Annotated in this window: 25 protein-coding genes; 17 read left to right on the top strand and 8 right to left on the bottom strand. The window is 72.4% G+C overall.

The genetic code is table 11. The annotated features are described in order from the left end of the window. Positions 1-394, top strand: a 394-nt coding sequence (locus R7226_RS05565; RefSeq protein ID WP_318596045.1) for a LysR substrate-binding domain-containing protein, incomplete at its 5' end; no start/stop codon positions are given. 32 nt (positions 395-426) lie between these two features. Further along, entirely contained in the window at positions 427-921 is a 495-nt protein-coding gene (locus R7226_RS05560) for a nuclear transport factor 2 family protein (RefSeq protein ID WP_318596044.1), read from the top strand. An 8-nt stretch (positions 922-929) separates the two neighbouring features. Here the strand turns inward: R7226_RS05560 and R7226_RS05555 are convergent, their stop codons facing one another. Beyond that, the gene (locus R7226_RS05555; RefSeq protein ID WP_318596043.1) at positions 930-1,862 is read right to left on the bottom strand and encodes a PfkB family carbohydrate kinase; all 933 of its coding nucleotides are present in this window, start codon (positions 1,860-1,862) and stop codon (positions 930-932) included. 118 nt (positions 1,863-1,980) lie between these two features. Here R7226_RS05555 and R7226_RS05550 point away from each other — a divergent pair, with 118 nt between their 5' ends. The 7 genes from R7226_RS05550 to R7226_RS05520 all read left to right on the top strand — a co-directional run bounded on the left by R7226_RS05550 (position 1,981) and on the right by R7226_RS05520 (position 8,784). Continuing rightward, positions 1,981-2,934 carry a quinone oxidoreductase family protein gene (locus tag R7226_RS05550; RefSeq protein ID WP_318596042.1) on the top strand — a complete coding sequence of 318 codons (954 nt, stop codon included), beginning with the start codon at positions 1,981-1,983 and terminating at the stop codon, positions 2,932-2,934. Positions 2,935-3,051: 117 nt separating this feature from the next. Next, positions 3,052-4,440 (top strand): DEAD/DEAH box helicase, encoded by a 1,389-nt coding sequence (locus tag R7226_RS05545; protein ID WP_318596048.1) that lies wholly within the window; start codon positions 3,052-3,054, stop codon positions 4,438-4,440. Beyond that, the gene (locus tag R7226_RS05540) at positions 4,440-4,907 is read left to right on the top strand and encodes an NUDIX domain-containing protein (RefSeq protein ID WP_318596041.1); all 468 of its coding nucleotides are present in this window, start codon (positions 4,440-4,442) and stop codon (positions 4,905-4,907) included. Before R7226_RS05545 ends, R7226_RS05540 begins: the two co-directional genes overlap by 1 nt. Before the next feature lie 76 nt (positions 4,908-4,983). After that, a complete protein-coding gene (locus R7226_RS05535) occupies positions 4,984-5,439 on the top strand; it encodes a peptidylprolyl isomerase (RefSeq protein WP_318596040.1) in 456 nt (151 codons plus the stop codon). A gap of 117 nt (positions 5,440-5,556) precedes the next feature. After that, on the top strand, positions 5,557-6,000 hold the full coding sequence (locus R7226_RS05530; RefSeq protein WP_318596039.1) for a cupredoxin domain-containing protein: 444 nt from the start codon (positions 5,557-5,559) through the stop codon (positions 5,998-6,000). Beyond that, positions 6,000-7,418 (top strand): DUF1800 domain-containing protein, encoded by a 1,419-nt coding sequence (locus tag R7226_RS05525; protein WP_318596038.1) that lies wholly within the window; start codon positions 6,000-6,002, stop codon positions 7,416-7,418. Before R7226_RS05530 ends, R7226_RS05525 begins: the two co-directional genes overlap by 1 nt. A 13-nt stretch (positions 7,419-7,431) precedes the next feature. Further along, positions 7,432-8,784 (top strand): DUF1501 domain-containing protein, encoded by a 1,353-nt coding sequence (locus R7226_RS05520; protein ID WP_318596037.1) that lies wholly within the window; start codon positions 7,432-7,434, stop codon positions 8,782-8,784. 13 nt (positions 8,785-8,797) lie between these two features. Here R7226_RS05520 and R7226_RS05515 read toward each other — a convergent pair whose 3' ends face one another. Both R7226_RS05515 and R7226_RS05510 read right to left on the bottom strand, forming a co-directional pair. Then, positions 8,798-9,406 (bottom strand): acyl-CoA-like ligand-binding transcription factor, encoded by a 609-nt coding sequence (locus tag R7226_RS05515; protein WP_318596036.1) that lies wholly within the window; start codon positions 9,404-9,406, stop codon positions 8,798-8,800. Next, positions 9,390-10,823 (bottom strand): MFS transporter, encoded by a 1,434-nt coding sequence (locus R7226_RS05510; RefSeq protein ID WP_318596035.1) that lies wholly within the window; start codon positions 10,821-10,823, stop codon positions 9,390-9,392. Before R7226_RS05510 ends, R7226_RS05515 begins: the two co-directional genes overlap by 17 nt. A 145-nt stretch (positions 10,824-10,968) precedes the next feature. On the opposite strand from R7226_RS05510, the gene R7226_RS05505 reads away from it, so the two are divergent. Continuing rightward, entirely contained in the window at positions 10,969-12,501 is a 1,533-nt protein-coding gene (locus tag R7226_RS05505) for a succinic semialdehyde dehydrogenase (protein WP_318596034.1), read from the top strand. 50 nt (positions 12,502-12,551) lie between these two features. On the opposite strand, the gene R7226_RS05500 is transcribed toward R7226_RS05505, so the two are convergent. The 4 genes from R7226_RS05500 to R7226_RS05485 all read right to left on the bottom strand — a co-directional run bounded on the left by R7226_RS05500 (position 12,552) and on the right by R7226_RS05485 (position 15,333). Further along, positions 12,552-13,181, bottom strand: coding sequence for a hypothetical protein (locus R7226_RS05500; protein ID WP_318596033.1), 630 nt, complete (start codon positions 13,179-13,181; stop codon positions 12,552-12,554). Between the two features lie 97 nt (positions 13,182-13,278). Further along, positions 13,279-13,836: a hypothetical protein gene (locus R7226_RS05495; RefSeq protein ID WP_318596032.1), complete on the bottom strand. Its 558-nt coding sequence runs from the start codon at positions 13,834-13,836 to the stop codon at positions 13,279-13,281. Between the two features lie 11 nt (positions 13,837-13,847). Then, the gene (locus R7226_RS05490; protein ID WP_318596031.1) at positions 13,848-14,927 is read right to left on the bottom strand and encodes a phosphotransferase family protein; all 1,080 of its coding nucleotides are present in this window, start codon (positions 14,925-14,927) and stop codon (positions 13,848-13,850) included. Between the two features lie 109 nt (positions 14,928-15,036). Then, positions 15,037-15,333, bottom strand: coding sequence for a hypothetical protein (locus R7226_RS05485; protein ID WP_318596030.1), 297 nt, complete (start codon positions 15,331-15,333; stop codon positions 15,037-15,039). A gap of 194 nt (positions 15,334-15,527) precedes the next feature. Between R7226_RS05485 and R7226_RS05480 the strand changes: the two genes are divergently transcribed. From R7226_RS05480 to R7226_RS05450, 7 genes are all read left to right on the top strand, one after another. Then, the gene (locus R7226_RS05480) at positions 15,528-16,373 is read left to right on the top strand and encodes a DNA-formamidopyrimidine glycosylase family protein (protein ID WP_318596029.1); all 846 of its coding nucleotides are present in this window, start codon (positions 15,528-15,530) and stop codon (positions 16,371-16,373) included. An 80-nt stretch (positions 16,374-16,453) separates the two neighbouring features. Beyond that, positions 16,454-16,924, top strand: coding sequence for a thioredoxin-dependent thiol peroxidase (gene bcp / locus R7226_RS05475; protein WP_318596028.1), 471 nt, complete (start codon positions 16,454-16,456; stop codon positions 16,922-16,924). Between the two features lie 57 nt (positions 16,925-16,981). Then, complete coding sequence (locus R7226_RS05470; RefSeq protein ID WP_318596027.1) at positions 16,982-17,518, top strand: hypothetical protein; 537 nt, start codon at positions 16,982-16,984, stop codon at positions 17,516-17,518. A gap of 268 nt (positions 17,519-17,786) precedes the next feature. Continuing rightward, positions 17,787-18,914 carry a sugar ABC transporter substrate-binding protein gene (locus R7226_RS05465; protein WP_318596026.1) on the top strand — a complete coding sequence of 376 codons (1,128 nt, stop codon included), beginning with the start codon at positions 17,787-17,789 and terminating at the stop codon, positions 18,912-18,914. Continuing rightward, positions 18,911-20,434: a sugar ABC transporter ATP-binding protein gene (locus tag R7226_RS05460; protein ID WP_318596025.1), complete on the top strand. Its 1,524-nt coding sequence runs from the start codon at positions 18,911-18,913 to the stop codon at positions 20,432-20,434. The genes R7226_RS05465 and R7226_RS05460 overlap by 4 nt, the downstream gene beginning before the upstream one ends. Then, complete coding sequence (locus tag R7226_RS05455) at positions 20,431-21,396, top strand: ABC transporter permease (RefSeq protein WP_318596024.1); 966 nt, start codon at positions 20,431-20,433, stop codon at positions 21,394-21,396. The genes R7226_RS05460 and R7226_RS05455 overlap by 4 nt, the downstream gene beginning before the upstream one ends. Further along, positions 21,393-22,232 (top strand): enoyl-CoA hydratase/isomerase family protein, encoded by an 840-nt coding sequence (locus R7226_RS05450; RefSeq protein ID WP_318596023.1) that lies wholly within the window; start codon positions 21,393-21,395, stop codon positions 22,230-22,232. The genes R7226_RS05455 and R7226_RS05450 overlap by 4 nt, the downstream gene beginning before the upstream one ends. Here R7226_RS05450 and R7226_RS05445 read toward each other — a convergent pair. Continuing rightward, entirely contained in the window at positions 22,225-25,074 is a 2,850-nt protein-coding gene (locus R7226_RS05445) for an ATP-binding protein (RefSeq protein WP_318596022.1), read from the bottom strand. The two genes, R7226_RS05450 and R7226_RS05445, sit on opposite strands and share 8 nt — an antisense overlap. Between the last annotated feature and the right edge of the window lie 134 nt (positions 25,075-25,208).

The following is a 25,208-nucleotide window of genomic DNA, read 5'->3' as shown; positions in this document are numbered from 1 at the left end:
TCCGGCCGCGAGCGAGGCTCTGGCCGCGCGCGCCGCCCCGGCCGCGCCCGCGCCGCGGCGCCGCATGACGCTCGCCCGTGCCGCGCGCGAGACGCTGATCGACTTCCCGCCCGGCTACGGCAACCGCATGGTCGCCGACCGCGCCTTCGCGGCCGCCGGCGTCGAGCGCACGATCTCCTACGAGGTGGCGGAGTTCGGCGCCGCGCTCCAGCTCGTCCGCCACGGTCTCGGCGTCGCCTTCCTGCCGGCCTTCGTCGTCGCCGGCCAGGACGACCTCGCGACCGTGCGCCTGCGCGAGCCGCTGCGGATGCGGATGTCCGCGGCCGTCTCGACGACGCCGAGCGCCGCCGTCCGCGCCTTCCTCGCGACGATCGAGCAGGTCGTTCGCGGTTGAGTCGCGCCGGATTGCGGCGTAGCGTCCCGCGCATGCCCGATCTCGACGCCGACAGCCCGCTCGCCGCCTATCGCGCCGCCTTCGAGGCCGGCGACGTCGCGGGCGTGCGCGCCTGCCTCGCACCGGCGGCGACGCTCAAGTCCCCGATCACCGACGACTTCGAGTTCGCCGGTCGCGATCAGATCGCCGCGGTGATGGAGGAGGTCGTCGCGGTCGTCTCGCAGCGCCGTTTCCACGCCGACCTCGGCGACGCCCGTCACCGGGTGCTGAAGGGCTCGGGCGTCGTCGGCGGCGTCGCGATCGACGAGACGATCTGGTTCCGCCTCGACGCCGACGGCCTGATCGAGCGGATCGAGCTGTACGTCCGCCCGATGCCGGGCCTCGTCACGCTCGCCGCGGTGCTCGGCCCGCGCGTCGCCGGCCGCGCCAGCCCCGCCCGCGGCATCGCCGTGCGCGTGATGCTGGCGCCGCTGGCGTTCATGACGCGCAGCGGCGAGAAGCTGGGCGCGCGCCTGGCGCGCCCGTAGCCCCGCTCCTACGCCCGCAGCTCGACCGGCGCGTCGACGAAGTGCGTGATCCGCTGCAGCTCGGCGACGCGCGCGGTGACCTCGTCGCGCGTGAGGCGCGAGACGCGCTCGGTGCCGAACTCCTCGACGTTGTAGGAGGCGATCGCGGTGCCGTACGCCATCGCGCGGCAGAGCGTCTCGTGCGAGAGGTCCTCGCCGCCGTGCGCGGCGAGGTAGCCGACGAAGCCGCCGGCGAACGAGTCGCCCGCGCCGGTCGGGTCGTTGACCGTCTCCAGCGGGTAGGCGGGGAGGCCGAAGAAGCCCTCCTCCGTCAGCAGCGCCGAGCCGTACTCGCCCTGCTTGGCGACGACGACCTTCGGGCCCATCGCGCGGATCTCGCGCGCCGCCTGGACGAGGTTGGCCTTGCCGGTCAGCTGACGGATCTCGGCGTCGTTGAGGAGGACGCAGTCGACCGTCTCGATCGTCTTGATGAGCGAGTCGCGGGCCGTCTCGATCCACAGGTTCATCGAGTCGAGCGCGACGAATCTGGCGTTCGACTGCTCGCGCACGGCGCGCTGCACGTCGGGCTGGATGTTGGCGAGGAACAGCACCTCGCTGTCCTTGCTCTCCTGCGACAGCTTCGGGTCGAACGCGCCGAAGACGCCCAGCTGCGTGTCGTCGGTGTGCGCGGTGTTGATGTCGAAGTCGTAGTGCGCGCGCCAGAAGAAGGTCTGGCCGCCGGGCACGTGCTCGACGTCGTCGGTGTTGGTCCCGCGCGTGCGCAGGATCGCGTACTCGGCGTCGCCGAAGTCGTCGCCGACCGGGCCCACGACGCGCACCTGCGTGAAGAAGGATGCGGCGAGCGAGAAGTGGACCGCGGCCCCGCCGAGCATCTTCTCGCGGGTGCCGAAGGGCGTTTTGACGGCGTCGAACGCGATTGAGCCAACGACGGTGAGAGCCATGGAGAGGAAGGTCTTTCGGTCGGGTGCGTTGCGCCCGCGCGCACGCAGAAGAGCGCGCAGGCCGTGCGCACAGGGTACCGGCGGCCACCGCGCGCGGCCTCCTCTAGCCTCCGGCGTCATGCGCGCGATCCAGTTGCAGGAGTTCGGCGGGCCGGAGGTGCTGCGGCTGGTCGAGCTGCCGAGACCGGTCCCGGCGGCGGGCGAGCTGCTGATCGAGGTCAGCCGCGCCGGCCTCAACTTCGCCGACACCCACCAGCGCACCAACGGCTACGTCGCGAAGGCGGAGCTGCCGCTGGTGCCCGGGATCGAGGTCGCCGGCCGCCGCCTCGACACCGGCGAGCGGGTCGTCGCGATCTGCGGCAGCGGCGGCTACGCCGAGTACGCGACCGCGGCGGCCGACCGCACCTTCCCGATCCCCGACGCGGTCGACGACGCGACCGCGCTCGCGCTGCTGATCCAGGGGCTGACCTCCTGGCACCTCTACACGACGAGCGCGCGACTGCAGCCGGGCGAGTCGGTCGTGATCGTCTCGGCCGCCGGCGGCGTCGGCACGCTCGCGACGCAGCTCGGCCGCGCGCTCGGCGCCGGTCGCGTGATCGCGACCGCCTCGACGGCGGAGAAGCGCGCGCTGACGCTGGAGCTGGGTGCCGACGCCGCGGTCGACGGCGACGCCGAGGGCCTCACCGAGCGGCTGCTGGAGGCCAACGACGGCAAGCCGGTCGACGTCGTGCTCGAGCTGGCCGGCGGCGCCGTCTTCGACGCCTGCTTCGACGCGCTCGCGCCGTTCGGCCGGATCGTCGTCCACGGGATCTCCTCGCGCGAGCAGAACGAGCTGCGCACCGGCAAGCTGCTGAAGACCTCGCGCACGGTCGCCGGCTTCTGGTTCAACCACCTCTTCGGGCGGCCTGAGCTGCTGCACGCGGCGATCACCGACCTGTTCGCGCGCGCCGGCCGCGGCGAGCTGCGCGTCGTCGTCGGCGCGACCTACCCGCTGGCCGAGGCGGGGCAGGCGCAGGTCGACCTCGCGAGCCGCCGGACGACCGGCAAGCTGCTGCTCGACCCGCGCGCGTGAGAACGAAACGTGCGGCACCGCACGCCCCTGCGGCCCGGCAGAGGCTAATCTGAAGGGCTAGTGACTACTTTCGCTGAACTCGGACTCTCCGCGCCCGTCCTCGACGCGTTGCGCGATGTGGGGTACGAGAACCCCAGCCCGATCCAGGAGCAGGCGATCCCGCCGCTGCTCGCCGGCAACGACATGATCGGCCAGGCGCAGACCGGATCGGGCAAGACCGCGGCGTTCGGGCTGCCGCTGATGGAGTACGTCGACCCGACCGACTCCGACGTGCAGGCGCTCGTGCTGACGCCGACGCGTGAGCTGTGCATCCAGGTGACGCAGGCGCTGCGCTCCTACGGCACGCGCAAGGGCATCGACGTCGTCGCCGTCTTCGGCGGCGCCCCGATCCGCTCCCAGCAGGCGCAGCTGCGCGCCGGCGGCCAGATCGTCGTCGGCACCGTCGGCCGCGTGAAGGACCTGATCTCGCGCCACTCGCTGATGCTGACCGGCTGCCGTTTCGTCGTGCTCGACGAGGCCGACGAGATGCTCGACCTCGGCTTCCTCGAGGATGTCGAGAAGATCCTCGCGCTGACGCCCGGCAGCCGACAGACCGCGCTCTTCAGCGCGACGATGCCGCCGGAGATCAGAAAGCTCTCCGAGAAGTACCTCTACAACCCGGTGCACGTGAAGGTCAGAGCCGCGACGCTGACCGTCGACACCGTCGAGCAGTTCTCGCTCGAGGTGCCGCAGCGCGAGAAGGCCGACATGCTCGGCCGCGTGCTGGAGTCGGAGAAGCCGGACCAGGCGATCGTCTTCGTGCGCACGAAGATCCGCTGCGACCAGCTCTACCGCACGCTGCGCGACCGCGGCATGAACGTGAAGGCGCTGCACGGCGACATGAGCCAGGGCTCGCGCGACGGCGTCATGCTGGCGTTCAAGAGCGGCCGTCTGCCGATCCTCGTCGCGACCGACGTCGCCGCCCGCGGCCTCGACATCTCCTCCGTCACGCACGTCGTCAACTTCGACGTGCCGACCTCGCCGGACGTCTACGTCCACCGCATCGGCCGCACCGGCCGCGTCGGGCGCTCGGGCCGCGCGATCACCTTCTACGACTCCAAGCAGAAGAGGGAGATCGAGGCGATCGAGCGGCACACGAGCACGCCGATGGCGCCGTGGACCGAGGGCGCCAGAGTCGGCACCCGCAAGGTCGAGGTCAAGCCCAAGCGCCACGAGTCCAAGCCGCACGACGTCGCGCCGGTCAACGGTGACCGTCCGACCGCCGACGACGCCCGCACGCGCCTGGTGATCGCCGGCGGCCTCGCGCAGGGGATCGAGCCGAAGGACCTGATCCACGCGATCACGAGCGCGGCCGGCATCGACGGCGAGTCGGTCCGCAACGTCCGCGTGCTGGAGCAGTTCGCCTTCCTCGACGTGCCGGCGAGCGCCGCGGCGAGAGTCGTCGAGACGGTCGACGGCCACGAGGTCGACGGCCACGTGCTGCGGCTCGAGCCGATTAAGGGCTGATGCCCAGACGCAGCGCCGGGATCCTGCTCCACCGCCGTCTCGACGGCGGGGAGCCGGAGGTGCTGCTGGTCCATCCCGGCGGGCCGTTCTGGGCGAAGAAGGACGCCGGCGCCTGGTCGATCCCGAAGGGCGAGCACGGCGCCGACGACGATCCGCTGACGGCGGCGCGGCGCGAGTTCGCCGAGGAGCTGGGCCGGCCGCTGCCGGCCGGTGAGATCGTGCCGCTCGGCGAGGTCAGACAGAAGGGCGGCAAGCTCGTCACCGCATGGGCCGTCGCCGGCGACCTCGACCCCGCCACGATCGTCTCCAACAGCTTCGAGCTGGAGTGGCCGCCGCGCTCGGGCAGACGCGCGCAGTTCCCCGAGGTCGACCGCGCCGAGTGGTTCACGCTCGATCGCGCGCGCGAGAAGCTGCTGCCCGCTCAGCTGCCGCTGCTGGACCGGATCGCCGAGCTGATCGACGGGTAGTAGGGTCGCAGCAGGACCCACCGCAGCCGCAGTTCCCCCACCACCAACACCACCGCAATCCCCCGGAGGAGTGCCGATGTCCCAGGCAACCATGCACACGAGCCACGGCGCGATCGTGATCGAGCTGTTCGACGAGGACGCGCCGAAGACGGTCGAGAACTTCCGCAGACTGTCGTCGGAGGGCTACTACGACGGCCTCGTCTTCCACCGCGTGATCAGAGACTTCATGATCCAGGGCGGCTGCCCCGAGGGCACCGGCACCGGTGGTCCCGGCTACGAGTTCGAGGACGAGATCAACGACCACAAGATCGTCCGCGGCGCGCTCGCGATGGCCAACCGCGGCCCCAACACGAACGGCTCGCAGTTCTTCCTCGTGACCGTCGACGCCGCCCCGTGGCTCGACGGCAAGCACACCGTGTTCGGCAGAATCGTCGACGGGATGGACGCGGTCGACGCGATCGAGGGTCTCGACACGGACGCGCGCGACCGCCCGGTCGAGCCGGCCGGCATCGAGAGAGTCGAGCTGAGCTAGCTCGCAGCCCCTCGGGTGGGCCCACGGACACGGTCGTTCGTGGGCTTTCCTGCGCCAACTCGTGCATTTTCACGGATGAAGCTCAGGAGCCAGCGCAGACGTGCCGAAGATGGTCCGGTGCGTGTGCGGTCGCGAGGACTCCTGCTCTGCGCGGTGCTCGGCGCGGCGCTGACCGCCGCTGCCGCGACCGGCGTCGCCGCGTCCGCGCCGGACGGCCCGAGCGCCGCCTTCGCCGCCGCTCCGTTCGCCGCACCCGCCGCCAAGCGCCCCGTCTCGACGGCCGTCGGCGTCTCCCAGCGCGAGTTCCGCCTGACGCCCTACCGTGGCCGCGTGCCGGCCGGAGAGGTGCGCTTCTACGTGACGAACTTCGGCGAGGACGTGCACGACCTCGTCGTCCGCGACACGCGCGGGCGCGTCATCAAACGCTCGCCGGAGATCAGAGCGGGCGCGAGAGCGAGCGTGACCGTCAAGCTGCGCCGCGGCCGCTACCGCCTCAGCTGCGACGTCGCCGACCACGCGCAGCGCGGGATGCGCGCGGCGCTCACGGTGGTGCGGCCCTGATGGCTCGCCGCCGCGCCATCCCCGGCCGCATCCGTGCGGCCGCGCCGGCCATCGCCGCGCCGGCCGCGACATCCGCGCCCGTCGCGGTCGCCTCCGCCGCCTGGACCGAGGCTCACGTCCACCGTCTCTTCTGGCGTGCCGGCTTCGGCGCGACCGCCGCTGAGGCGCGCGCCTGGTCCGCGCGCGGCAAGCGCGCGACGATCGACTGGATCGTCGACGGCCCGCCCGGCGGCACGAGACTGCGCGGCCGCGCGCCGCACATCGACGGCCGCAAGCTCGACCCCGTCAACGAGTGGGGCCACGACGTGCTCTGGTGGCTGGACCGGATGGTTCGCAGCAACCGGCCGCTCGTCGAGAAGATGACGCTCTTCTGGCACGACCACTTCGCCACCGCGGAGCAGGACACGCCGCTGATGCTGCGCCAGAACAGGCTCTTCCGCAGCCACGCGCTCGGCGCCTTCCGCCCGCTGCTGCGCGGCGTCACGCGCGACCCGGCGATGCAGCTGTTCCTGTCACTGGCCGACTCGACCAAGGACCACCCGAACGAGAACTACGCGCGCGAGCTGATGGAGCTGTTCACGCTCGGCAAGGGCTACAGCGAGCGCGACGTGCGCGAGGCGTCACGGGCGCTGACCGGCTTCCGCACGAAGTGGGGCAATCGCGGGATGGAGTGGATCAGATACGTCCCGGAGGAGCACGACGGCGGCGTCAAGCGGATCCTCGGCAAGCGCGGCAGGTTCGGCGTCGACGACGTGCTCGACATCGTCTGCGACCACCCGCGCCACGCGCCCTTCCTCGTCACGAAGCTGTGGCAGTTCTTCGTCGCGACGCCGCCCTCGAACGCGACCGTGCGGCGGCTGGCGGCGACCTACCGCCGCTCCGGCCTGCGGATCAAGCCGGTCGTGCGGCAGATCCTCGAGCACCCGGCGCTGTACGCGAGACTGCACCAACCCGACATGGTCAAGGCACCGGTCGTCTTCGTCGCCGGCGCGCTGCGCACCTCGGGTGCGACGATCGCGCACGACTACCCGACCTGGATGCTCTCGACGATGGGTCAGCAGCTGTTCTATCCGCCGTCGGTCGCCGGCTGGGACTGGGGCACGCGCTGGATGTCGTCGAACGCGATGCGTCAGCGCTTCGTGATCGGCAACTACCTCGTCAACTACGGTCCGGCGAGAGTCGACAAGGGTGCGTACAAGGCGTCGCTCGAGCCCGACCGCGCCTTCGCGATCGCGCACGCGGCGGTCGGCTCGCCGCCGGTCTCCGAGGCGACCAGAGCGACCTTGATCCGGCTCGCCTCGCGCTGGTTCGACGACCTGCCGAAGTCGTGGCGCGACGACGCCGACTGGCGCGCCGAGTCGCTGCAGCGGACGCTGCGCCACCTGCTGCTCGCCGGTCCGGAGGCGCAGCTGTGCTGAACGAGGGAGCCCGATGACCCGCCCCGTCCACAAGGGCTGCGACGACTTCCGCCAGACGAGCGCCGCCGCGCGCGAGCGCTGGCTGGCGCCGCGCATGACGCGCCGGCAGATCGTCGGCGGCGGCCTCGGCGGCGCGCTGGCGATCTGGGCCGGCCGCGCGATGGACTTCGGCGGGCTGATCGAGGCGGCGACCGCCGACGCCGCCGCCGCGCCCGGCAACCGCGTGCTCGTGACCGTCTTCCTGCCCGGCGGCGCCGACCTGCTCGACACGCTGCCGCCGGTCGGCCAGTACGGCACCTACGCCGACCTGCGCCCCGGCACCAAGATCGGCGACCCGCCGCTGCTCGGCGGCACCGGCCTCGCGATCCACCCATCGCTGACTCAGGGCACGGGCGGCGGCGTCAAGGGCCTCTACGACGCCGGCAAGGTCGGCTTCCTGCCGGGGATTGACTACGCCAACCCCGACCTCTCGCACTTCCACTCGCGCCACTTCTGGGAGACCGGCCTGATCACCGACCGCGCCGCGCCCGGCTGGCTCGGCCGCTGGCTCGACCGCAACGGCTCGCGCGAGAACCCGCTGCAGGGGCTGACGCTCGGCTCGACGCTCTCGCCGGTGCTGGCGACCGGCTCAGCGCCGGTCGCGGCGCTGGAGTCGCCGGGCGACGTCGGGCTGGAGATCTGGGGCGTCGACGACAAGCCGCGCGCCCACCTGATGAACGCGTGGGAGGAGCTGGCCCACCACGCCAACGGCGGCGTCGGACCGCAGGCGGTGCGCAACTCGGCGCTGCTGGCCAAGCGCGTCGGCGACCAGCTCGCGCCGTACAAGGAGCAGGACGGCAAGGACCCGCTCGCGCCGCCGGTCGCCTACCCCGAGGACGACCACTTCGCCACGCGCATGTCGCGCCTGGCGGCGCTGATCGCGCAGCCGCTGGGCGTGCGCGTCGCCGCCGTCCAGGCCGAGGGCGAGTTCGACACGCACGACAACCAGCCGGAGGACCTCGCCGCCGGCCTCAGATCGGTCTCGCAGGGGCTCGCCGCCTTCCAGGCCGACCTCGACGCGCGCGGTCTCGCCGATCGCGTCCTGACGCTCGTCTGGTCGGAGTTCGGCCGCCGCCCGAAGGGCAACGAGTCGGCCGGCAGCGACCACGGCGCCGGCGGCATCGCGTGGGTCCAGGGCAACCACGCCGCCTCCGGGATCCTGACCGACTACCCGAGCCTGACGTCGCTCGACCGCGAGGACAACCTGCGCGTCACGGTCGACTTCCGCAAGGTCTACGCCTCGCTGATCGAGGGCTGGCTGGGGACCGACGCCGACGAGGTGATCCCGCGCGCGGGCGCCTACGGCCGGCTCGCGCTCGTGCGCTGAGCGGGCGCCGCCGCTACAGCGGCAGCCCCGCTTCGAGCAGCTTCAGCGCCTCCTCGAAGCGCGCGAAGTAGCCGTCGATCGCGTGCTCGTCGGCCTCGAGCATCGTCGTCATCGCGACGCCGACGAGCGCCCCGGTGAAGACGCGCACCTCGAAGTCGCCGGGGGCGCGGCCGACCCGCTCGGCGACGACGTCGGCGAGCAGGTGCGTCATCGCGAGCATCCCGTCGATCAGGCGCGCGCGCAGCTCCGGCACGGCGACGACCAGCTCGTGCCGCGCCTCCTCGCGCGCCCACTCCTCCGGCGGCAGCTCGGCGCGCATCTGCGCGAGCGCGGCGCGCAGCGCCTGCAGCGGCGTCAGCTCGGCCGGCTGTCCGCGGAAGGCGGCGAGCAGCAGCGGGTCGAGCGAGTCGTGCAGGACGACGTCCTCCTTCGTCGGGAAGTAGCGGAAGAAGGTCGAGGGCGAGACCTCGGCCGCCTCCGCGATCTCGTCGACGGTCGTCGCGGTGTAGCCCTGCGCCTTGAACAGGCGCAGGGCGTGCAGCTGGATCGCGGCGCGCGTTCTCGCCTTCTTGCGCTCGCGCAGGCCGAGCGGTCGTTCGCTGGTGTCAGGCGGGGGCGCCATGGGCAGATTGTGCTGGCTCGCCGGACGGCGCGCCGCGCGGCATCGCCGCCAGCGCCAGCACGAGGCCGGCGGCGGCGACTCCGGCGCTGATCCACAGCAGCGTCTGCATCCCTTCGACGAACGCCGCCGGGCCGTCGCCGATGCCGCCGTAGCGGGAGGCGAGGACGGTTCCCAGCAGCGCGACGCCGAGCGTGCCGCCGACCTGCCGGGCGGCCTGGATCAACGCCGAGCCGGCGCCGGCGCGCTCGCTCGACAGCTCGCCGAGCGCCGCGTCCATCGCCGTCGGCAGCGCGCAGCCGAGCCCCAGCCCGACGATCGCGATCCAGGCGGCGGCGAAGCCGTAGCCGCTCTCGATCGAGGTCGTCGCGCCGGCGACGAAGCCGCCGCCCATCAGCGCGAACCCGGCGGCGATCATCAGCTTGGCGCCGACCCGCCGCAGCAGCCGCCCGGAGAGGCGCGAGCCGACCATCAGCCCGCCGATCACGGGCAGCAGCCGCAGGCCGGTGCCGAGCGCGTCACTGTCCTCGACGATCGCGAAGTACTGCGGCGTGACGAACAGCAGGCCGAAGAGCGCGAAGGAGACGAGCGTCGCCAGCACCGTCGACCACAGGTAGCGGGGCGAGCGCAGCAGCGCGAGGTCGACGAGCGGGTGTCCGCCGGGCTGCCGCTCCAGCCGCCGCTGCCAGCCGGCGAACAGCGCCAGCAGCGCGGCGCCGCCGAGCAGCTCGGCGAGCACGGCGCCATCGCCCCAGCCGCGCTCGCCGGCCTCGATCGCGCCGTAGGTCAGCAGCGCGAGACCGGCGGCCGAGAGGACGATCCCGGCGACGTCGATGCGCGCGCCGCGGTCGCCGTGCGACTCGGGCACGAACAGCACGATCGCGACCAGCGCGCCGAGCACGACCGGCACGTTGATGAGGAAGATCGACCCCCACGCGAAGCTGTCGAGCAGCACGCCGCCGAGGATCGGGCCGAGCGGCAGCGCGATCGCGGTCGCCGCCACCCAGGTCGAGATCGCCTTCGGCCGCTCGCGCTCGGAGAAGAGCTGTGGGAGGACCGCCATCGACAGCGGCATCAGCGCGGCGCCGCCGAGCCCGAGCAGCGCGCGGGCGGCGATCAGCTGGCCGGCGGTCGTGGCGAGCGCGCAGGCGAGCGAGGCGAGCCCGAACAGCGCGAGCGCCCCGAGCAGCAGCCGCTTGCGGCCGAAGCGGTCACCGAGCATCCCGGCCGGCATCAGCGCCGCGGCGAAGACGAGGTTGAAGGCGTTGGCGATCCACTGCAGCTCGCTCGTGGAGGCGTCCAGCTCGCGCGCGAGCGTCGGCAGCGCGACGTTGACGATCGTCGAGTCGAGCGCGACGGTCAGCACGCCGAGCGCAAGCGCGGCGAGCGCCCACCAGCGGCGTGGGTCATCCTGCTTCATGGCAGTTCCAATCTTTTGGCAGTCACTCGAAACTGACAGTAGCAATCAGAATTAGATGACGCCACTGGCCAGCTGGCCAATCGGCTGCGCGGCTTCGGTAGGGTGGACGTGGAGACGAGCGACCGCACCGAGAAGGAGAGGGTCAATGGCGAGTGTCGAGCAGGCGCCGGCAGCCGAGCAGATCGGCACCGGCATCCCCGTGGAGAATCCGGCGACCGGCGAGACGATCGCCACGATCCCGACGCTCTCGGGCGCCGAGGTGAAGGAGCTGGTGGCCAGCGCGCGCGCCGCTCAGCCGGCGTGGGAGGCGATCGGCTTCGAGGAGCGGGGGCGCGTGCTGCGGCGCGCGCAGAAGTGGGTCACCGACAACTCCGAGCGGATCATCGCGACGATCGTCTCGGAGACCGGCAAGACCTACGAGGACGCCCAGCTCGCCGAGATCATGTACGCCGCCGCCGCCTTCGGCTTCTGGGCCAAGGAGGCGCCGAACCTGCTCGCGGACGAGTCGATCAAGTCAGCCAACCCGCTGGTGAAGGGCAAGAAGCTCGTCGTGCGCTACCGCCCGGTCGGCGTCGTCGGCGTGATCGGCCCGTGGAACTTCCCGCTGACGAACTCCTTCGGCGACTGCATCCCGGCGCTGGCCGCCGGCAACGCGGTGATCCTGAAGCCGAGCGAGGTGACGCCGCTGACGTCGCTGCTGATGGCCGAGTGCCTGCGCGCCTCCGGCCTGCCGGAGGACGTCTTCCAGGTCGCGACCGGCGACGGCGCGACCGGCGCCGCGCTGATCGACGGCGTCGACTTCGTCATGTTCACCGGCTCGACGAAGACCGGCCAGAAGGTGATGGAGCGGGCCGCCAAGACGCTCACCCCCGTCGGGCTGGAGCTGGGCGGCAAGGACCCGATGATCGTGCTCGCCGACGCCGAGCTCGAGCGCGCCGCCAACGCCGCCGCCTACTACTCGATGAACAACGGCGGCCAGGTCTGCATCTCGATTGAGCGCGTCTACGTCGAGGCGCCGGTCTACGACCAGTTCGTCGCGAAGGTGACCGACAAGGTCAAGGCGCTGCGCCAGGGCCGCTCGGCCGGTCCCGGCTCGATCGACGTCGGCGCCGTCACCTTCCCGCCGCAGCTCGACATCATCGACAGCCACGTCAGAGACGCGGTCGCCAAGGGCGCGCGCGTGCTGACCGGCGGCAGAGTGGCGCCCGGCCCCGGCATGTTCTACGAGCCGACCGTGCTCGTCGACGTCGACCACACGATGTCGTGCATGACGGAGGAGACGTTCGGCCCGACGCTGCCGATCATGAAGGTCGCCGACGCCGAGGAGGCGCTGCGGCTGGCGAACGACTCGCCGTACGGCCTGCAGGGCTCGGTCTGGACCAAGGACGTCCGCCGCGGCGAGCAGCTCGCCCGCCGCGTCGAGGCCGGCACCGTCTGCGTCAACGACGCACAGGTCAACTACACCGCGCTGGAGCTGCCGATGGGCGGCTGGAAGACATCCGGCCTCGGCACCCGCCACGGCGCCGGCGGGATCCGCAAGTACACGCAGCAGCAGACGCTGCTGGTGACGCGCTTCGCGGGCAAGAGAGACCCGCACATGTTCCCGTACAAGAAGCGCACCACCCAGCTGCTCGGGAAGCTGACGAGACTGCTCTACGGCCGCGGCAAGCGCGACTGAGGCGGAGGCGGCGCCCCGTTCGCGCGGGGCGCCTTTCGCGCGGTCCCGTCTCAGGCGACTCGTCTGAGCCAGATCGAGCCGCGCAGCGTCAGCTCGTGGGCGCCGGCGTCGTTGCTCCATCTGTGGACGCGGTCGAGCTTCAGGCGCAGGTTCTTCCCGACCTTGGTGGAGCGGACCTGCGCGAGCGGGTAGTCGAGCGTCGTCGCCGCCGACGGCAGCCCCGGGAACGACCAGATCGGCGAGTGCGGCGGGCACTTCATCGGCGCCGTCATGACCGTCCACTGGATCCGCATCACGGTCTTGGAGAAGGAGACGGCGGCGGCGATCCCGGGCGGCGCGAAGCCGGCCGGCGCTCTCGTGAGGCTGCAGTCGAACGTTCTGTCGTTCGTCCGGATCGTCGCGTTGCTGCTGGAGGTGTAGGTGACCGGCTTGACGACGAGCGAGACCAGCTCGCCCGGCTTCGGCGTCGCCTTCAGCGCGCCGAGCGATCTGCCCTCGCCGGCGTAGTCGAATCTGCCGCTGTAGCCGTAGCTGGCGTCGCCGGTGTCGAGCGCCGATCTCGACGTGCCGTCGACCGAGACCTTGACGGCCTGGAATCTGAGCGGGGCGGCGAGCGCGGCCGCGGGGGTGAGCGCGAGCGCGGCGGCGGCGAGCGCGAGCGTGTGGAAGCGTCGTGACATGGCCGTCACGATCGGGGAGCGGCGGGGCGCGCGCCTCTCACAAGTGGCAGAAGCCGCTCCCTCCGAAGGGCCGGCCTGCATCTGTCATCCGGCAGAGTCAGCGGCTGGCGCAGGCGGGGATTCTGAGCACCCGCCAGCTCGCGTCGACGGCGATCGAGCTGCGTTCGAGGTCGCTCTGGAGCGCCCGGTACTCGTCGATCGTGTCGCCGCCCCTGTTGATCCGCCGCGCCGACTTGGCGATCAGGTCCAGCCGCGCCGCGCTGCCTCTGACCGCCTTCTCGTAGTCGTCGCGCAGCTCCTCCGGCGGCTCCAGCAGCGCCAGTCTGTTGATCGCCGGCCGCAGCACGGCGAGCCCCTCGACGAGGAAGCGCTCGCCGCCGGTGGGGGCGTTGGGGACGGCGATTCTGTCGGTGACCGCGTTCGCTCTCGCGCAGATCTCGGTCGCCTGCGCGCGCAGCTGGTCGGCGGTCAGGCCGTCCTCGCCGCAGCCGCGCACGAGCAGCAGGACGAGCAGCAGCAGCACGACGGCGCCGGCGGCCGGCAGCGCCCAGGCGGGCAGGCCCGCGACCTGCGGCAGCGGGCCGCCGCGACCGGCGGGCTCGCGGCGTCTTTGCGGCCGCGGGCGACGGGGCGGCTGGGTGCTTCCGGACGACACGGCGGCGGATGCTATTCGGAAGCGCCGCGCGCCACGTCCCAGGCGCGCTCGGCGAGCTTCGGGACGCCCGTGTCCAGCAGCGCGAAGAAGGGATCGTCGGTCGTGCCGGCGAGCAGCCGTCTGTAGGAGCCCTCGAGGAAGATCGCGGCCTTCCACAGCGCCAGCGCCTGGTACCAGCGCACGTCGCGCATCGAGCGGCCGGCGACCTCCTCGTAGCGCGCGATCAGCTGCTCGCGGGCGGGGAAGCCGGGCTGCATCGTGACGGCGCCGAGCGCGAAGACGGTGCCGGCATCCTCGTCGCCGGGCTGCGCCCACGTCGCCGTCAGGTAGCCGACATCGGCGAGCGGGTCGCCGATCGTCGCCAGCTCCCAGTCGAAGATCGCCGCCAGCCGCGCCGGCGCGGCCGGCTCGAACATCACGTTGCCGAGGCGGTAGTCGCCGTGCACGATCGTCGCGGGACCCGACTCCGGCCGGTGCGCGGCGAGCCACTCGCTGACGCGCGTGAGCGTCGGCAGCTCACGTGTGCGGTTGTGCTCCCACAGCCCGCCGAAGCGGCGCAGCTGGCGCTCCAGGTAGCCGGTCGGCTTGCCGTAGCCCTCCAGGCCGCAGGCGCGCCAGTCGACGGCGTGGACCTCGGCGAGCGCGTCGACGAGCTGCTCGCCGACACGGGCGCGCTGCGTGGGCGGGTCGAGCGCCGCCGGCACCTCGTGCACGAGCACGTCGCCCTCGACCTTCGCCATCACGTAGAAGGGAGCGCCGATGACGGCCTCCTCAGCGCAGGTGGCGAGGACCGCCGGGGTGCGCGCGGCGGTCGGGGCGATCGCCTCCAGCAGCTGCGCCTCGCGCAGCACGTCGTGGGCGGAGGGCGGCAGCGGGCCGCGCGGCGGGCGGCGCAGGACCAGCTCGGCGCCGTCGCGGCGGATCAGGTAGGTGACGTTGGAGTGGCCGTCGCCGATCGGCGAGGCGTCGAGCGGGCCGCTGCCGAGGCCGCGGGCGTCGAGGAAGGCGGCGAGCGGTTCGCGCACCAGCAGCGGCGGCAGTTCCAGCGCGGCCGCCTGGGCGGGAGTGTCGACGATCGAGGGCTCGCTCACGGCCGCAACGCTATGCGAGCGGGCGGCGGAGGTGTCGCGGTTGCCGCCGGCTCGCCGGGCGCAGGGGGAGCGCCCGGCGAGGGCCGCGGGGACGTCTCATGCAGTGGTTCTATGCGGCGGTGAGAAGCGTGCGGGAGCCGACGATCGCGTCGAAGCCCTGGACCTGCAGCTGCGAGCTGTCGCCGACCATCCCGACGACGCCGGCGCCGGTCGCCAGCGCGGTCGCGGTCAGGAGCGTCGCGAGCCTGTCACGGCGCGCCTGCGCGGTCGGTGCGTCACTGTGAGCCCACATCGGATCGTCAGCCTCGATCAAGACGGTGACGTGGTGCGGTTGGTAGGCAGCGGCGGAGGCGACGAGCTCTGCGTCGTGTCCCTCAGGCCCTGCGATGAGGAGGATGTCAGTCATCATGGCCGCCAGTCTGGTCGCGGGCTGTTAAGCCGCCATAACGTGTTTGAAACGCTCTTCTCAAGACGTGTAACGGTTGTCTTAACCACGGGCGTGGGGCGGAGTTGCGGGATCGCTCCGGAATCTGGAATCAATACGTCCGGCGGTGGTTCGGTGGATCAGTGCGCGCCCCGTCGACTAGCCTGGTGAGGCGTATGCCCGAGTTGCCCGAGGTCGAGATCACCGCCCGCCTGCTCGGCGCGGCCGTCGCGGGCGCGCGCGTCGAGTCGACGCTCGCGCCCGGCATCAACGCGATCAAGACCTTCGACCCGCCGCTGCACGCGCTCGACGGCACGACGCTGACCGGCATCTCGCGCCGTGGCAAGCAGCTCGCCCTCGCCAACGACAGCGGCCTGGTGCTGCTGCTGCATTTGATGTCGGCCGGCCGCCTGCAGCTCTACGACAGACGCGCCGGCCTGCGCGACAGAACCTCGCGCGTGCTGATCCGCCTCGACGACGGCCGCGAGCTGCGGCTGCGCGAGTTCGGCACCAAGCAGCGCGCGTGGGCGAAGCTGCTGCGCGCCGAGCAGGTCGACACGGAGGAGTCGGTCGCGACGCTCGGACCGGAGGCGTGGCCCGACCCGCCGCCGTTCGGCGAGCTGTTGAGAGAGGCGCGGCCGCTGCACACGCTGCTGCGCGACCAGCGCACGATCGCCGGCATCGGCCGCTCGTGGGTCGACGAGATCCTCTGGCAGGCGAGACTGTCGCCGTTCAAGCGCGGCAAGGACCTGTCGGAGGAGGAGGCGACGACGCTGCGCGACGCGACCGTCGCGATCCTCGGCGGCGCGATCGACCACTACGAGCAGACGCTCAGACTGCCGCTGCCCGACAGACTGCCGCTGCCGCTGAAGGTCCACCGCAGACATGGCGAGCCCTGCCCGTCGTGCGGCGAGGAGCTGAAGGCCGTCCACTACGAGGACTACGTGATCTCGTACTGCCCGCGCGAGCAGACCGGCGGCAGAGTGCTGAAGGACCGCCGCATGTCGCGGCTGCTGAAGTAGCGCGCGCACGCCATCGCGCGGAGAGCGCGCCTGCCTCGTATCCTCCGCCGCGACGGATCCGCGAGCAGCGAAAGGCACCCATGATCGAGACCGGCGAGAAGGCCCCTCAGTTCACGCTTCCCGACCAGGACGGCAATGACGTCAGCCTGTCCGACTTCGCGGGCAAGACGGTTGTCCTCTACTTCTATCCGAAGGCCGACACCCCCGGCTGCACGACGCAGGCATGCGGCGTGCGCGACCATCTGCCCAACTACGCCGAGGCCGGCGCGGTCGTGCTCGGCGTCTCGCCGGACCCGGTCGCCAGAGTGAAGAGATTCGCCGACAAGTTCGCGCTCGACTTCACGCTCCTGGCCGACGAGGACCACGCGATCTGCGACGCATACGGCGTCTGGGCCGAGAAGAGCATGTACGGGAAGAAGTACTGGGGCGCGCTGCGCGCGACCTTCGTGATCGACGGCGACGGCACGGTCGCGCACGTGATCCCGAGAGTGACGCCGAGAACGCATGACGACGAGGTGCTGAAGGTGCTGGAGCAGCTGGCAGCGGCGTAGACGACCGCGAGCGTTTCGCTGACCCGTGCGCGTTCCTGCCAGTCGGCGGGAACGACGGTGGCCGCGAACGAGCATCTGCGGCTGTTCCAGCAAGGGGAGTCGCTGGCCGGCTTCGATCTGAAGTACTGGGCTTGTCCGGCGAGAGCGAGACGGCCGCGGTATCTGACCTCGGCGAGTTGGGAGGCCGACCACGCGCCGGTCGCGCTCGGTGGTCGCTTCGCGATCTTCCCGCGTCGGCGCTGTATGCCGATTGACGCTCGTGGCGATCGCTCGACGTGCCGGGGCAACGTGGCGATCTACGACTCGCGTCGCGACAGCATCCGCTCCGTGCCGCTCACGAGAGACGCCAACGGTTCACTGCCGGACATCATCTCGTTCGTGGTGAACGCGAGAGGGTGGGGCGCCTGGGTCGCGGTCAACGCGTCGCACTCCGCGAACCAGGCGGTCTGGCTGGTGCCGCCGCGTGGGGTTCCGCGACAGGTCGCGCAGACCGCCACCGGCTCGTACTCGGGAGCGTTCGACGCAGTCGCGATCAATGACCGACGGGTGTTCTGGTCGATCGGCGACGCGGCAGGGTCTCAACAGCTGAGATGACTTCGGCGACAATCCCGGATCCGCGTTGCTGCGCTAGCTGGAGCGCCGTGGTCCGCGCTCATCGTCGCCGCTGCTCCGGCGCTTAGCTCAGGGGAGCCTCCCCACTAGCGAGGGCACCAGCACCGCTGGCACGCTGCCTCTCAGTTGGGTGTCGCCGCGTCGGCTTGCGCGACACCTTCGACGACGGAGGAGAGATCGCATGCGGACGCAAAGTGCCGGGACTGCCCGTGCCAGGACGCGACGGGGACGGTGGGCGACGGGCTGCGTCGTGGCGGCGTCGCTCGCGGCGGCGGTGACGTTCACCGCCTGCGGCAGCAGCGACGACGCCGACGGCGGCACAGCCGCGGCGACGTCGGCGACGGCCACGACCACGACGGCGAGCGGCGGCGCTGGGCTCGCCGCGGTCGAGGCGAAGGTCGCCGAGCTGCGCAAGCCGCCGCGGCCGATCGACGTCCCGGCGCTGGGCAGACGCCCGCCGTCGGGCAGAAGCGCCGTCTGGATCGGCTGCAAGTACCCCGAGTGCGCGGCGGTCGCCGGCGCGCTGACGCCGGCGCTGAAGAGCCTCGGGTGGAGACTCACGACGCTGACGCCCGACGTCACGCCCGAGGCGATCGCCGCGGCGTGGACGCAGGCCGTGGCCGAGAAGCCGGGGGTCATCTTCGCGATCGACGTCGTGCCCGTCGCGGCGATCGCGGCGCAGCTGGAGCAGGCGGAGAAGGATGGCATCAAGGTCATCACGACGGGCGGGCCGACGCAGGTCGGCGATCAGGGCGTCGACGCGGCGATCGGATCGGTCCCGTTCCACCAGGCGAACGCCACCGCGATGACCGACTGGGCGATCGCCGACTCGCAGGGCAAGGGGAAGATCGTGCTGCTCTACGACCCCTCGATCCCGCTCCAGCAGAGCGTGCTGGAAGCGGTCGAACAGGCGGCCGCGCAGTGCCCCGACTGCACGCTCGACACGCTCAGAGTGCAGCTCGCCGAGGCCGGCAAGACGATACCCGGCCAGGTCGTCAGCTACATCCAGAGCCACCCCGACGTCAACTACGTGATCACGACGGGATCGGGCGCGCTCGGCATCGGGCAGGCGCTCAAGAGCGCCGGCCTGACCGACGTCAAGCTCGCCAGCTCCTTCTCGCAGCAGCAGAACCTCCAGCTCGTGAAGGACGGCGTCGAGGCGGCGGCGATCCCGAACGAGGGCGTCTCGCTCGGCTGGCGGATGGCCGACGCGGCGGCGCGCCTGGAGGCGGGCGAGACGGTGCCCGAGGCCCTCGCCGCCCCGGTCGGCCAGCGTCAGCTGTTCGACGGCGACAACATCGGCGAGGCCGACGTCAGCAGACAGTGGGACGTCCCCGACACCGCGGCCACCTTCGAGAGAGCGTGGCTCGTCCAGTGAGCGCGCTCGAGCTGCGCGCGCTGAGCAAGCGCTTCGGCGCGCAGCTCGCGCTCGCGGACGTCGACCTCGAGCTGCGCGCCGGCGAGGTGCACGCGCTGCTCGGTCAGAACGGCTCCGGGAAGTCGACGCTGATCAAGCTGCTGGCGGGCTTCCACCAGCCCGATGGCGAGCCGGAGGCGGCGGTCTTCGGCATGCCGCTCGCGCTCGGAGACGCGGCGGCGGCGCACGCGGCCGGCGTGCGCTTCGTCCACCAGGACCTGGCGCTGATCGACGGCCTCGACGTGATCGACAACCTCGCGCTGGGCGAGCGCTACGCCGGCCGCCGCTGGCTCAGCCGGCGGCGGGAGCGGGCGGCGGCAGCGGCGCTGCTGGCGGAGTTCGGCATCGAGGTCGATCCGAGCTGCCTGCTGCGCGACCTGTCGCCGGCGCAGCGGACGATGGTGGCGGTGGCGCGCGCGCTGCACCCGAGCGCCCCGCCGGCGCGCGTGCTCGTGCTCGACGAGGTCACCGCCGCGCTGCCGGAGAGCGAGGTCGAGCAGGTGTTCGCGCTCGTGCGGCGAATCCGCGACCGCGGCGGGACCGTCCTCTACGTCACCCACCGCCTCGAAGAGGTGTTCGCGATCGCCGACAGGGTCAGCGTGCTGCGCGACGGCCGCCGGGTGGCGACGGCGCCGGTCGGCCGGCTCGACCACGACAGGCTCGTCGAGCTGATCGTCGGGCGCCGCCTCGACGAGCTCTACCCGCCCGCGCCGAGACCGCGGGACGAGCTGATCCTGTCGGTGCGCGGCATCACCGGCGACGTCGCGCGCGAGATCGACCTCGACGTCCATCGCGGCGAGATCGTCGGCATCGCGGGCCTGTCGGGACCGGGACGCGAGGAGCTGCTGTACCTGCTGTTCGGCGCCCGTCCGTGGTCGGCGGGACGGCTCGTGCTCGACGGGCGGGAGCACGCGCGGCTGACGCCGTCGCGGGCGATCGCCGCCGGCCTGGCGCTGATCCCCGCCGACCGTGCGACGCGGGGCTCGACGCCGTCGCTGTCGCTGCGCGAGAACGTCACGCTGCCGCGGATCGCGAGCAACCGGATCGGCTGGGTCGCGGCACGTTCCGAGCGACGCGAGGCGGCTCACTGGCTGCAGCGACTGCGCGTCGTACCGGACGACGGCGAGCGGCCGCTGGCGCAGCTGAGCGGCGGCAACCAGCAGAAGGTCGTGCTCGCGCGCTGGTTTCGCTGCAGACCGTCCGTGCTGCTGCTCGACGAGCCGACGCAGGGCGTCGACGTCGGCTCGAAGGCCGCGATCTACGAGCAGCTCGCGGCCGGCACCGACGAGGGCCTGTCGGTCGTCGTCGCCTCGACCGACCACGAGGAGCTGGCGGCGATCTGCGATCGCGTGCTCGTGATGGCCGGCGGCCGCGTCCAGACCGAGCTGAGCGGCTCCTCGCTCAGCGCGGACGCGATCAGCGAGCGGATCCTCGTGCCGGCCGGCGCGACGACGACGACCGGGAGCTCTGGCCGCGCATGACGCTGCGCCTCTCGAACTACAGCGGCCTCGTCATCTGGGCCGCGCTGATCGCGCTGTTCGCGGTGTGGGTGCCCGATACCTTCCTCACGTCGCTGACGGTCCAGACGCTCGCCAGCGAGCAGGCGGTGACCGCGATCATCGCGATCGGCCTGCTGCCGGCGCTGGCGGCCGGCGCGTACGACCTCTCGGTCGGGGCGATGCTCGGCCTCTCCGCGATCATCGTCTCCTCGCTGACAGCGCGCTCGGGCGTGCCGCTGGTCCCGGCGATCCTGATCACGCTCGCGATCGGCGCGGGCATCGGCGCCGTCAACGCCTTCCTCGTCGTCGGCGTCGGCATCAACAGCTTCATCGCGACGCTTGCGATGAGCTCGGTCCTGATCGCGCCGGCGCGGGCGATCTCGCACGATCAGATCGTCAGCGGCGTGCCGCACTCGCTGACCGCGCTGACCGAGGGCCGCGTCCTCGGCCTGCCGGCGATCGCGATCTACATGCTCGCGATCGCCGCGGTCGTCTGGTACCTGCTCGAACACACCCCGTGGGGACGCCGCGTCGAGGCGACCGGCGCGGGCCCGGAGGCGGCGCGGCTGGCCGGCGTGCGCACCGGCCGGATGGTCTTCGGCTCGCTCGTGACCTCGGCGCTGCTGTCCTCGTGCGCCGGCATCCTGCTGGCGTCGAAGCTGAGCACCGCGACGCCGGACCTCGGGCCGGCGTATCTGCTGCCGGCGTTCGCCGCGGCGTTCCTCGGCACGACGCAGATCAAGCCGGGGAAGTTCAACGTGGTGGGGACGCTGATCGCGATCTTCCTGCTCGCGACGGGCGTCAAGGGACTCCAGCTGGCCGGTGCCGCCGACTGGGTGACCGATCTGTTCAACGGCCTGGCACTGATCATCGCGGTCGGACTCGCACTGTGGGGCGGGCGCCTGCTGCTGTTGGCGAAGACACGAAGAGGAGCAACGCAATGACCAGCATCGACGGCCTCTACCGCACCCACCTGGAGCAGTACGCGCCGACGTTCGAGCAGTTCTTCAAGCTGAGATTGGAGAACGGCATCCTGGAGGTGAGGATGCACACCGACGGCGGCCCGCTGCGCTGGGGCGGCGGCCCGCACCGCATGCTGATCCCGCTGTTCCAGACGATCGACCACGACGACGACGTCGAGGTCGTGATCCTCACCGGCACCGGCGACACGTTCAACGCGGAGCTGAACACCGAGGACTACGTCGGCCAGGGGATGCTCGGCCACTGGAACACCGAGAAGACGGGCTACGACCTGACCTACCGCGACCAGACGCGCGAGCCGATGGCGCTGCTGGGGCTGCACGTGCCGGTCATCTGCGCGATCAACGGCCCGGTCTGGGCGCACGCCGAGCTGGCGCTGCTGAACGACATCGTCATCTGCTCGGAGACGACCTCGTTCTACGACGGCCACTGGGAGCTGCTCGGGCTCGTGCCCGGTGACGGCGTGCAGACCGTCTTCCGTGAGCTGCTCGGCCACAACCGCGGCCGCTACTTCCTCTACTCGGGCCAGCGGATCGAGGCAGCGGAGGCGCTCAGCCTCGGGCTCGTCGGCGAGGTGCTGCCGGCCGAGCGGCTGCTCGACCGCGCATGGGAGATCGCAGAGAGCGTGTTCATGTCGAAGAGCCGCGTGCAGCGGCGGCTGGCGCGCGCGACGCTGATCCAGCCGTGGCGCGAGCTGTTCGTCAAGGAGATCGCGTTCGGCATGGCGCACGAATGCCTCGGCGCGGCGATCGGTCCGCCGGTGCCGCTCTCGGGGCCGCTGGCGGAGGCCTTCAGCTGACCGGTTCGACCAGGTCGCTCTCGTCGGTCACCGCGGCCGCCTCGGCGCGGTCGAGCAGGCCGGCGTCGATCGCGCGGGCGAGGTCGACGCGGTTGGCGCAACCGGTCTTCGCGTAGATGCGGCTCAGATAGGCCTCGACGGTCTTCACGCTGAGGAAGACCGTCGCGGCGATCTCGCGGTTCGTGCAGCGCTGGTGGACGAGGCGGGCGACCTGCTCCTCGGTCTCGGTCAGCAGCCTGCTCGAGCGGGCGCGCTGGCGCGGGACCGGCAGGCCGCGCCGCCGCAGCTCCGCGTTCGCCCGGCGGCGCCACGGCGCCGCCTCCAGCGACTGGAAGATCCGCGCCGCCTCGGTCAGGTTGCGCTCGGGATCGACGTCGAGCGCTCCCAGCGCGAGGCGGACCTGGCCGCGCTGCAGCGTGAGCGCGTGCTCGTCGGCGACCGCGAGCGCGTCGGTGAGCGCCTCGACGTCACCGGTCGCGCGGCCGTGCGCGAGGCGGGCGGCGACGTAGGTCTGATGGTCGAGCGTGCTGCGCTCGACCGCGACGAGGCCGGCCGTCAGCTCGGCGGCGAGCGCCGGGCGGCCGGCCTCGACCTCGACCTCCGCGAGCCGGCTCAGCAGCAGCGCCCGCACCCAGCGGGGCAGCGTCGGGCGCTCCAGCTGCCGCTTGAGCCGCGTGCGCGCGGCGTCGAGGTCGTTGGAGAGGAGGTCGAAGCCGGCGCATGCCCATACCTGCAGCGCGTCGCAGTGGGGATTGCCGGACAGCGGCTGCTCGGAGGCGCGCCGTGCGGCCGCCCACTCGCCGCGGTTGGCGAGGATCTCGATCTCGGCGGCGCGCAGGACGCCGAGGTACATCAGCGAACCGGCCGCCTCCAGCTCCTCTGAGGTCGCGGCGACGAGCGAGAGCGCCGAGGACCAGTCGCCGAGCTGCGTCGCGTTCTGGACCTGCGCGATCGCGAGGTCGTTCTTGTAGAGCGTCCAGCCGACGGCGGCGAGGACCTGCTGCGTGCGCCCGATCGCGGCCGACGCCAGCCGCGTCTCGCCCGTCCCAGCCTTCGCGTAGGCGATCGCCGAGTGCGCCGCGAGCTGGAGCGACGGCGGCGCGTCCTGGGCCGCCTCCTCCATCAGGTCGCAGAGCTGCAGCAGCTCGTCGACGCGCCGTTGGATGAAGCGCATGCGCATCAGGTGGCTGAGCGCGACGATCCGCTCGTCGGCGGGCAGCTGCGGCAGCTGCGTCTCGACCAGCCGCGCCCGCTCCAGCGCCTCCTCGGCGCGGCCGACGCCCATGTGCACGTGGGCGGCCTTGGCGAGGAACCGCGGGCTGGTGGTGCCGCGCGCCAGCTCGGCGTCGACGAGCGCGGCGGCCGCTTCCATCTCCGCGATCAGGATCAGCGCGTCGACCACCTGCGTCGCGAGCCGCGCGCGCCGCGCGCCGTCGGGCAGGTCCTGAAGCGCCTGCCGACCGGCCTCGATCGCCTCCTGCGGACGATTGGCGAGCAGCAGCGCCCGCGACAGGCGCGAGAGCAGCAGCGCGTGACGGGGGTCGGCGGGCGGCGCGATCGCGAGCGCGGCTCTGAACCACGCGATCGACGACTGCGGAGCGGTCGCGCCGGCGCGCTCGGCGGCGCGCGTGAGCATCTCGATCGCACGCTCGTCGCCGGGCTCGGCGACATGGCGGACGTGGTCGGCGACTTCGAGGTCGAGCGCCGGCGAGGAGGGCAGCTCGGCCAGCCGATCGGCGGCGAGGCGATGCCAGCGCCAGCGCGTCGCCGCCCCGATCTCCTGGTAGAGCGCCTCGCGCACGAGGTCGTGGCAGACGCGGTAGCCGCCGTCGTCGCCGAGCCGCAGGATGCCGAGGCCGACGAGCGAGTCGAACGCGGCGTCGGCCTGCGCGGGGGAGAGCTCGGCCAGCTCGGCGGCCAGCCCGACACGGCCGGGGCCGACGACGCGCAGCAGCGCCACCGCGCGACCGAGCGCGTGCGCATCCGGACCGACGCGCAGCACCCGTCGCAGGAACCAGCGCAGCCGGTTCTCGGAGAACTCGGCCTGGTCGAGCGCCGCGTCCGGTCCGGGCGCGCCGCCCTCCGTGAGGTTGAGCACCGCCTGCAGCGCGAAGAACGGGTTGCCGTCGCTGTGGCGTTGCACCGCGGCGACGAGCCGGTCGCCGCGCGCGGCGCCGGCAAGCAGCGGCGTGACGAGCTGCTCGACCGCTTCGTCCGAGAGCGGTCCGAGCGCCAGCTCGGCGACGAGCCCGTCGCGGTGCAGGCGCTCCAGCAGCCGGTCGACGGCCGCCGGCGTGGCGGCATCCGGGCTGCGCAGGTTGCCGGCCAGCACGAGCGCATGGCGCTCGCGTTGGCGCAGGAGGCTCGCGACCAGCACGACCGTGTCGTCGTCGGCCAGCGCGAGGTCGTCGAAGGCGAGCACGACCGGCCGCTCGGCGGCGAGCGCGGAGAAGAAGCGCGCGGCGGCGGCGTGCAACGAGGCGGGCGGCTCCTCGGAGGCGACGTCGAGCGCCGCGACCAGCTCGACGGCCAGCGCGGCCGCTCCGGCGTCGAGCCGGCCGACGCAGCTCGCGACCGCGTGCCGCAGTCCGGAGTAGGGCACGAGGCGGTCGAGCTCGTCGGCGCGCACGTCGACCGCGAGCCAGCCGTCGGCCGCGAGCGCGGCGACCGCGTGCGTCAGCAGACTCGACTTGCCGATGCCGGCCTCGCCGCGCAGCAGCACCGCGCGGCTGGTCGCGTCGCGCGCCTCTCCGACCATCCGCGCGAACGCGCTCAGCTCGCGGTCGCGACCGACCAGCGGCAGCTCCGCCGGACCGCGTGCGACCGCATCGTGCACCTGCATGGACAGCGCCCTCTCTCCTGGACTCCGCGGCAGACGATAGCGCCCGTCGCTTATCTGCCGGGTGCTTCCCTCCTTGTCGAGAGGGTCCTCGGCGAGGATGCTGCTCGCACGCTGGAGGATGAGGAAAGGGACGT

This window comes from Conexibacter stalactiti, from assembly GCF_033542075.1.
Taxonomy (GTDB): domain Bacteria; phylum Actinomycetota; class Thermoleophilia; order Solirubrobacterales; family Solirubrobacteraceae; genus Conexibacter; species Conexibacter stalactiti.
This window is presented reverse-complemented; position numbering and strand designations above follow the sequence as displayed.

Excerpts from the sequence above, each read along its gene's own strand:
- R7226_RS05560 (WP_318596044.1), top strand. The coding sequence starts at position 427 with ATGCCCGATCTCGACGCCGACAGCCCGCTCGCCGCCTATCGCGCCGCC.
- R7226_RS05555 (WP_318596043.1), bottom strand. The coding sequence starts at position 1,862 with ATGGCTCTCACCGTCGTTGGCTCAATCGCGTTCGACGCCGTCAAAACG.
- R7226_RS05550 (WP_318596042.1), top strand. The coding sequence starts at position 1,981 with ATGCGCGCGATCCAGTTGCAGGAGTTCGGCGGGCCGGAGGTGCTGCGG.
- R7226_RS05540 (WP_318596041.1), top strand. The coding sequence starts at position 4,440 with ATGCCCAGACGCAGCGCCGGGATCCTGCTCCACCGCCGTCTCGACGGC.
- R7226_RS05535 (WP_318596040.1), top strand. The coding sequence starts at position 4,984 with ATGTCCCAGGCAACCATGCACACGAGCCACGGCGCGATCGTGATCGAG.
- R7226_RS05525 (WP_318596038.1), top strand. The coding sequence starts at position 6,000 with ATGGCTCGCCGCCGCGCCATCCCCGGCCGCATCCGTGCGGCCGCGCCG.
- R7226_RS05520 (WP_318596037.1), top strand. The coding sequence starts at position 7,432 with ATGACCCGCCCCGTCCACAAGGGCTGCGACGACTTCCGCCAGACGAGC.
- R7226_RS05515 (WP_318596036.1), bottom strand. The coding sequence starts at position 9,406 with ATGGCGCCCCCGCCTGACACCAGCGAACGACCGCTCGGCCTGCGCGAG.
- R7226_RS05510 (WP_318596035.1), bottom strand. The coding sequence starts at position 10,823 with ATGAAGCAGGATGACCCACGCCGCTGGTGGGCGCTCGCCGCGCTTGCG.
- R7226_RS05505 (WP_318596034.1), top strand. The coding sequence starts at position 10,969 with ATGGCGAGTGTCGAGCAGGCGCCGGCAGCCGAGCAGATCGGCACCGGC.
- R7226_RS05500 (WP_318596033.1), bottom strand. The coding sequence starts at position 13,181 with ATGTCACGACGCTTCCACACGCTCGCGCTCGCCGCCGCCGCGCTCGCG.
- R7226_RS05485 (WP_318596030.1), bottom strand. The coding sequence starts at position 15,333 with ATGACTGACATCCTCCTCATCGCAGGGCCTGAGGGACACGACGCAGAG.
- R7226_RS05480 (WP_318596029.1), top strand. The coding sequence starts at position 15,528 with ATGCCCGAGTTGCCCGAGGTCGAGATCACCGCCCGCCTGCTCGGCGCG.
- bcp (WP_318596028.1), top strand. The coding sequence starts at position 16,454 with ATGATCGAGACCGGCGAGAAGGCCCCTCAGTTCACGCTTCCCGACCAG.
- R7226_RS05455 (WP_318596024.1), top strand. The coding sequence starts at position 20,431 with ATGACGCTGCGCCTCTCGAACTACAGCGGCCTCGTCATCTGGGCCGCG.
- R7226_RS05450 (WP_318596023.1), top strand. The coding sequence starts at position 21,393 with ATGACCAGCATCGACGGCCTCTACCGCACCCACCTGGAGCAGTACGCG.
- R7226_RS05445 (WP_318596022.1), bottom strand. The coding sequence starts at position 25,074 with ATGCAGGTGCACGATGCGGTCGCACGCGGTCCGGCGGAGCTGCCGCTG.